Origin of the sequence: Bradyrhizobium sp. 62, from assembly GCF_023073035.1 — a bacterium.
Classification (GTDB): domain Bacteria; phylum Pseudomonadota; class Alphaproteobacteria; order Rhizobiales; family Xanthobacteraceae; genus Bradyrhizobium.
This window is the reverse complement of record NZ_JADPIT010000016.1, coordinates 311,754-318,763: the sequence shown is the minus strand read 5'-3', so window position 1 is coordinate 318,763 and position 7,010 is coordinate 311,754. Positions and strand designations below refer to the sequence as shown.

General features: G+C 64.0%; 6 protein-coding genes and 1 pseudogene. 1 reads left to right on the top strand and 6 read right to left on the bottom strand.

Annotation, left to right across the window (positions count from 1 at the left end):
* Window positions 1–620: FAD-dependent oxidoreductase (locus IVB47_RS20535; protein WP_247463721.1), on the bottom strand; the 620-nt coding region annotated here is incomplete at its 3' end.
* A 298-nt stretch (window positions 621–918) separates the two neighbouring features.
* Here IVB47_RS20535 and IVB47_RS20530 point away from each other — a divergent pair.
* Window positions 919–2,091, top strand: coding sequence for an ABC transporter substrate-binding protein (locus IVB47_RS20530; protein ID WP_247463718.1), 1,173 nt, complete (start codon window positions 919–921; stop codon window positions 2,089–2,091).
* 272 nt (window positions 2,092–2,363) lie between these two features.
* On the opposite strand, the gene IVB47_RS20525 is transcribed toward IVB47_RS20530, so the two are convergent.
* The 5 genes and pseudogenes from IVB47_RS20525 to IVB47_RS20505 all read right to left on the bottom strand — a co-directional run.
* Complete coding sequence (locus IVB47_RS20525; RefSeq protein WP_247463715.1) at window positions 2,364–4,235, bottom strand: sugar phosphate isomerase/epimerase and 4-hydroxyphenylpyruvate domain-containing protein; 1,872 nt, start codon at window positions 4,233–4,235, stop codon at window positions 2,364–2,366.
* A complete protein-coding gene (locus tag IVB47_RS20520) occupies window positions 4,232–4,969 on the bottom strand; it encodes an ABC transporter ATP-binding protein (protein ID WP_247463714.1) in 738 nt (245 codons plus the stop codon). Before IVB47_RS20520 ends, IVB47_RS20525 begins: the two co-directional genes overlap by 4 nt.
* A 10-nt stretch (window positions 4,970–4,979) precedes the next feature.
* Window positions 4,980–5,723 (bottom strand): ABC transporter ATP-binding protein, encoded by a 744-nt coding sequence (locus IVB47_RS20515; RefSeq protein ID WP_247463711.1) that lies wholly within the window; start codon window positions 5,721–5,723, stop codon window positions 4,980–4,982.
* A complete protein-coding gene (locus IVB47_RS20510; protein WP_247463708.1) occupies window positions 5,720–6,718 on the bottom strand; it encodes a branched-chain amino acid ABC transporter permease in 999 nt (332 codons plus the stop codon). The genes IVB47_RS20515 and IVB47_RS20510 overlap by 4 nt, the downstream gene beginning before the upstream one ends.
* Window positions 6,715–7,010 (bottom strand): annotated as a pseudogene (locus IVB47_RS20505) (branched-chain amino acid ABC transporter permease); the annotation flags it as partial. The pseudogene IVB47_RS20505 and the gene IVB47_RS20510, both read right to left, overlap by 4 nt.

Sequence of the window (7,010 nt, the reverse complement as noted above, 5' to 3'; positions counted from 1 at the left end):
CGCGGACCCGCCTCGATCAGCACCACGCGCGCCTTGTTGGTGTCGATGTTGCGGAAGTCGGCGGGCAGTGTGTGATGCGCCATCTCCGCGATGGTACCGGCGAGCTCGACGCCGGTGGGGCCGGCGCCGACGATGACGAAAGTCAGCCGCGCCGCGCGCTTTTCCGGATCGGTCTCGCGCTCGGCGCGCTCGAACGCCACCAGGATGTGACGGCGCAGCGTGGTCGCGTCCTCCAGTGTCTTGAGACCCGGCGCGAACTGCTCCCATTCGTCGTGGCCGAAATAGGCGTGCCGCGCGCCGGTCGCGAGCACCAACGTATCGTAAGGCACCTCGCAGCCGTCGTCGATCAGCACGCAGCGCTTGTCGGCATCGACGCCGCTGACGGTCGCAAACAACGTCGTCACATCGCGCCGGTCTCGCATCAGGTGGCGGACCGGCCATGCGATCTCGCTGGTGGCGAGCGAGGCGGTCGCGACCTGGTAAAGCAGCGGCTGGAACAAATGATGGTTGCGGCGGTCGATCAGCGTGATCTCGACCGGGCTGCCGGCGAGGCGGTGGGTCGTCTCCAGCCCGCCGAAACCGGCTCCGACGATGACGACGCGATGCGGTGTCGTGGTCATGATGCGCCCCTCCGAATCTCGCGGCTCTATCCTCATCTAAACGCTGATCAGGCGCCGCGGTCCAATAGCCGTCATCAATCGCTGAATAGGCCTGGCGTATCGATATCCCGCGAACAAGCGCCGCAGTCTCAGTCGAAGTAAGTAGCATTATATTTCTTGCCATCGCCATTCGGGGCGAAATATGGTGCAGGGCGGGCGCTGAACCATTGGCGGCGCGACAGATTTTGCGTTCAATAGAGATGACCCAGGGGCGGCAATCACCCCGCTTCCGGGCATAATAATATGGAGGGGAGTTGTTATGAGGACGGCATTCTGGCTGGCAGGCGCAGCGGCGCTGGCGCTGGCAGGCCCGGCATCCGCCGGCGACACCATCAAGATCGGCTTCGTTTCGACCTTCAGCGGCCCGACCGCCGTGATCGGCAACGACATGCGCAACTCGTTCGAGCTCGCGCTGGATCACATCGGCCGCAAGATGGACGGCAAGCCGGTCGAGGTGATTTACGAGGACGACGGGCAGAAGCCCGATGTCGGCAAGCAGAAGACCGAGAAGCTGGTGCAGTCCGACAAGGTCGACTTCATCGTCGGCTATATCTGGTCGAACGTGCTCTTGGCCTCGCTCAAGACCGCCGTGGACTCGCAGACCTTCCTGATCTCGGCCAATGCCGGTCCCTCGCAGCTCGCCGGCGAGCTCTGCTCGCCTTACGTGTTCTCGACCTCCTGGCAGAACGACCAGACGCCGGCCGCCATGGGCCTCTACATGAACCAGAAGGGCGTCAAGAGCGTGTTCCTGATCGGCCCGAACTACGCCGCCGGCAAGGACATGCTCGCGGGCGTGAAGAGCACGTTCAAGGGCGAGGTCAAGGGCGAGGAATACACGGTGTGGCCGAGCCAGCTCGACTTCTCCGCCGAGCTCTCCAAGGCGCGCGCCTCGGGCGCCGAGTCGATCTTCGTGTTCTATCCGGGTGCAGCCGGCGTGCAGTTCCTCAACCAATATTCGCAGGCCGGGCTGAAGAGCACGATGCCGCTCTACACGGCTTTCACCGTCGACGAGCTGTCGCTGCCGCTGCAGAAGGAGAACGCGCTCGGCGTTCCCGGCGCGCAGGAATGGGTGAATGATCTGCCCAACGAGCAGAACAAGCGCTTCGTCGCCGACTACCGCAAGAAGTACCCCGGCCTGCGCCCGACCTATTATGGCGCGCAAGCCTACGACGCGGCCCAGCTCATCAACAGCGCGGTGGTCGCGGTGAAGGGCGACACCAGCAAGAAGGACGCGATGAAGGCCGAGATGGAGAAGGCCAACTTCAAGTCGCTGCGCGGCCCCTTCAAGTACGGCAAGAACCACATCCCGGTGCAGAACTTCTATCTCCAGGACGTGGTCAAGGACGGCGAAGGCCAGCTCTCACTGAAGACGGTCGCGACAATCGTCGAGAACGACCAGGATCGCTTCCACGACAAGTGCGCGATGAAGTGAGCTGATTGCTTCTCCCTCTCACCGTTCTTACGGGGAGAGGGAGGGGTGAGGGGCTGCCTCTACCGGCAAACCGGTCGCTGTAATCTCACGTGTCGCCTCGCATTGCGAGCGAAGCGAAGCAATCCAGGCTGCGAGCGAAGCGAAGCAATCCAGAGTCTTTCCACGGAACGCAGCAATCCAGACTGTCTCGGTGCGGAAGTGCAATCCAGAATCCGTGCCGCGGAAATAGCTGGATTGCTTCGCTGCGCTCGCAATGACGGCCTCGATAGAGACTACACCCGCGGCATGCTAACAGGCCGCACCTCGCGCGCTTGCGCGGCAAGCCTGATCCCGGCATTGGCTGCGCCGAAGCCCTGATAATCCCTTCGCTCCACGATCTCGAAGAAGAAGCGCTCGTCGAAGATGTGGGTGTAGACCTGGAAGAACTCTCCGTCGCCTTCGCGGTCGTAGAGAATGTGGTTGGCGCGCAGCTGCGCCATCAGCTCGGGCGCCAGATCGTATTTGGCTTCGATATCGTCGTAGTAATTGTCAGGGATATCCAGGAAATCCGCGCCGCGCTTGCGCATCTCCGCGACCGCCGCAAAAATGTCCCGGCACGTGAACGCGACGTGCTGCACGCCCGAGCCGAAAAACTCCGAGATGAAGCGGGCTGGCAGCGTACGGTTGGCGGATGAGCCGTTGAGCACGAAGCGCAGGCTCTGGTCGCCGTTGATGACGGCCTGGCTCTGCACGAGGCCTCTGGGATCGGCGATCTCCATCTGCGGAAGCCGCTTGAGGTCGAGGATGCCGGTGTAGAACAGCAGCCACGACAGCATCTCATCATAGGGCATCGACTGCGCGATGTGATCGACTGCCAGCAGGGCGTCTGCTCCGGCGTCGCTCGGGACCGGTTCGAAATCCGTGTCCCAGTTCTTGCCGGCTTGGTCGAGAAAATACAGCAGGCTGCCGCCGACGCCGTGAATTGCGGGAATCTCGAGCTCGCCCGGTCCGACCGGCTGGTAGAAGGTGCGCGCTTTCAGTGTCTCGGCGCGCTGCATGACGAGGCCGGCATTGTCGACGTCGAGCGCGATGGCGCAGACGCCGGGGCCATGCGTCACGTAATGCGAATGCGCAAAGCCGTCGGTCTCGGAGTTGACGACGAGCTCGACCTTGCCTTGCGACCAGCGCTCCACAGCCTTGCTGCGATGCTTGCCGGTCTTTCGGAAACCGAGCTGCGCGAGCAGGCGGGCGAGTTCGCCGGCCTTGGTCTCGTTGACGGCAAATTCGATGAAGCCCGTGCCTCCACTTTTGGGCTTCGGCGCCAAGGGCTCGCTGACGAGCTTCGGCCAATCCGCTGCAAGCTGATCCTCCAGCAGGATCAGCGAACGCAGGCCGTCGATCGCGGTCTGCACGGCCGAGCCGGCGCGGAATTGGTCGTTGAAGATCTCCAGCGACAGCGGCCCGGCATAGCCGGTTGCCGCGATCGCCGCCATAAACTCGCCGACCGGCAGATCGCCCTGGCCGGGAAAGGAGCGGAAGTGCCGGCTCCAGGACAAGATGTCGAGCTCGAGCTTCGGCGCGTCCGCAAGCTGGACCAGGAAGATCTTGTCGCCGGGGATCGAGGCCATCGCGCGGACCGGAAAGCCGGGGGCCAGTGCGTGAAAGCTGTCGAGGATGACACCGATCGCGGGGTGATCGGCGCGCCGCACGATTTCCCATGCATCGCGGTAATCGTTGACGTGGCGTCCCCAGGCCAATGCCTCGTAGCCGACGCGCAAAGACCGTTTGGCCGCGCGCTCGCCAAGCTCGCGAAAATCATCCGCGGCGCGGTCGATGCCGCCGAGCGCGGCCGGCGACACGTTGGAGCAGATCAGCAGCAGATCGGTGCCGAGCTCCTGCATCAGGTCGAACTTCCGCTCGGCGCGGGCAAAGTTGCGCGAACGCTGCGGCTCCGGCATGCCCTCGAAATCGCGGAACGGCTGAAACGCGCAGATCTCGAGATTGAGGTCCTTGCAGAGTTTTGCGATGTCGCGCGGGCCGGCGCCGAACGACAGCAGATCGTTCTCGAAAATCTCGACCGCGTCGAAGCCTGCAGACGCGATGGCGCGGAGCTTCTCGTCAAGGGCGCCGGAGAGAGAGACCGTTGCGATCGAGCGTTTACTCATGCTGCGTTGTCCTCCATCGCGCCGCCCAGGAACAATTGTCCGATGCGGGGATCATTCAATATGCGCTTCGCGCCGTCGATCATCCGGGTCTGGCCGAGCTCGAGCACGATGCCGATGTCGGAAATCTCCAGTGCCGAGCGTGCGTTCTGCTCGATCATCAGAATGGTGACACCGCGGTCGCGCAGGGATTTCAGGATGTCGAAAGTCTGCTGCACCATCAGCGGCGACAGGCCGATCGAGGGCTCGTCGATCAGCACGAGCTTCGGTTCGAGCAGCAGCGAGCGGGCGATTTCGAGCTGTTTCTGCTCGCCGCCGGACAGCGTGGAGGCCTGCTGCGTCGATTTCCGCCGCAGCGCCGGGAACAGGTCGAGCGCGGCCTCGATCCTGCTCCGCAGGTCGATGCCCTTGCCGGCGGAAACGCCGCCGAGCTCGATATTGTGGCGCACCGACAGTTCGGGAAAGATGTTGCGGCCCTGCGGCACGTAGCAGATGCCGGCATTGAGCAGCGCGCGCTGGGCCAAATGGGTGACGTCGCGGCCGGCGAAGTTGATCTTGCCCTCGCGCAGCTTGAGCAGGCCGAAGATCGCCTTGAACACGGTGGACTTGCCGGCGCCGTTCGGGCCGATAATGGTGGTGATGGTGGCCTGCGGCACGGCGAAGGTGGTGCCGTTCAGAATCGTCATCTTGCCGTAGCCGCCGACGAGATTGTGAACCGAGAGGATCGGATCGCTCATGGCTGGTTCCTCAATGTCCTAGATAGGCTTCGATCACGGCGGGGTTCTTTCGGACCTCGTCGGGCCGTCCCATCGCCAGCACCTTGCCTTCCGCCATCACCATCACGCGCGAGCACAGCGACATCACGAATTCCATGTTGTGCTCGATCACGACGAAGGTGGCGTTCTTCTCGCGGTTGATCGCGACCAGGCGGTCCTTCAGGTCAGCGAGCATCGACGGGTTGACGCCGCCGGCTGGCTCGTCGAGCAGCACCAGCCGCGGTCCGCCCATGAAGGCCATGGCGGCGTCGAGCAGTTTTTGCTGGCCATAGGAGAGCCCGCCGGCCGGCTCGTCGGCGAGATGATCGAGCTTGAAAAAGCCGATCATCTGGTTGGCGGCCTCCGTCAATCCGGCATCGGAGCGGCCGACCAGGCGCGAGGCCATACTGCCCTGGTGCTCCTGTCCCGCGAGGATCAGGTTCTCGCGCACCGAGAGGTTTGGGAACACCTGCAGGAGCTGGAAGGTGCGGCTGACCCCGAGCTTGTTGAGCTCGGCGGGGCGCAAGCCTGTGACGACCTTGCCGTCGAGCTTGACCTCGCCGCCGCTCGGCGTGAGCTGGCCGAGGATGCAGTTGAACAGGGTCGACTTGCCGCAGCCGTTCGGTCCGATCAGCCCGAGGATCTCGCCTTCGCGGACGTCGAAAGAGACGCCGCCGACGGCGCTGATGCCGCCAAAGTTCTTCTTGATGTCGGTGACTTCGAGGACCGCGCTCATTGCACCGTCTCCAGCCGGGACTTTGCGGCGGCGCGCTGGGCGGAGGCCACCTTGGTACGGCGTTCGGCGAGATAGCGGTCGAGGATTCCCAAGATTCCGGTCGGCGACCAGATCAGCAGCCCCATCACCGCGATCGCGTAGAGCATCAGATAATAGCCCTCGGTGAAACGCAGCCATTCCGGCAACAGCACGGCGATCATCGCGCCGAGGAACGGACCGAGGAAGAAGCCGGCACCGCCGACGATCACCATCATCAGGAGGTCGAGCGAGAGCGACAGGTTGAACGGCACGGGATCGATATATTGCGTCAGCGGCGCATAGAGCGCGCCGGCGACGCCGCCGAGCGCGGAGCCGATCGCGAACGCCATCAGCGTATAGCGTCGCGTGTCGACGCCCAGCGACTGCGCCCGCAGCGGGTTTTCGCGCAGCGCCATGAAGGCGCGGCCCCAGGGCGAGCGGATCAGCCACCACACCGCGAGCGACACGATCGCGAGCGAGCCGAGGCAGACATAATAGAACGGCAGCGGCTTGTTGGTCGCGATGCCGAAGATGTGCGGCCGCGGAATGTTGGAGATGCCGTAGATGCCGCCGGTGAGCCAGCTCTCGTTGCGAAACACCAGGAAGGCCAGCGTGGAGAAGGCGAGCGTGACGAAGGCCAGGTAATGGTGCTGCACCCGCAGCGCGGGATAGCCGAGCATCCAGCCGACCGCGAAGCTCAAGGCGATCGCAACGACGATCGCCGCCGGCAGCGGCCAGCCATGGGTGGTCATGATTGCCGCGGCGTAGGCGCCGATGCCGACGAAGGCGCCCTGTGCCAGCGAGACCTGGCCGGCATAACCGAGCGTGAGGTTGAGGCCCATTGCGGCGATGGCCATCACCGCCCATTGGCTCAGGATGAACAGGCCATAGCGGTTGAAGTTCATGGGGACGACGATCAGCGCAGCGATGACGATGAGGCCGAACGCGATCTTGAGAGGTTTGGCGAAGCCACTCATACGGTGCGCTCCTCGGCGCGACCGAGCAGGCCCTGCGGCCGGAACAGGATGACGGCGATCAGGAAGATCATCGGCACGGCGGCGCGGTACTGCGTCGAGACATAAGCAGCCGCGAGATTGTCGAGCACGCCGATCAGGAGACCGCCTGCGATCGCGCCGCGTACCTGGTTAAACCCGCCGACGATCGCGGCGATGAAGGCAGCCTGGCCCAGCACCTCGCCGGACGTGAATTTCGCGAGATAGATCGGCGTGATCAACAGCGAGGCGAGAGCGACCAGGAACGCGTTGATCA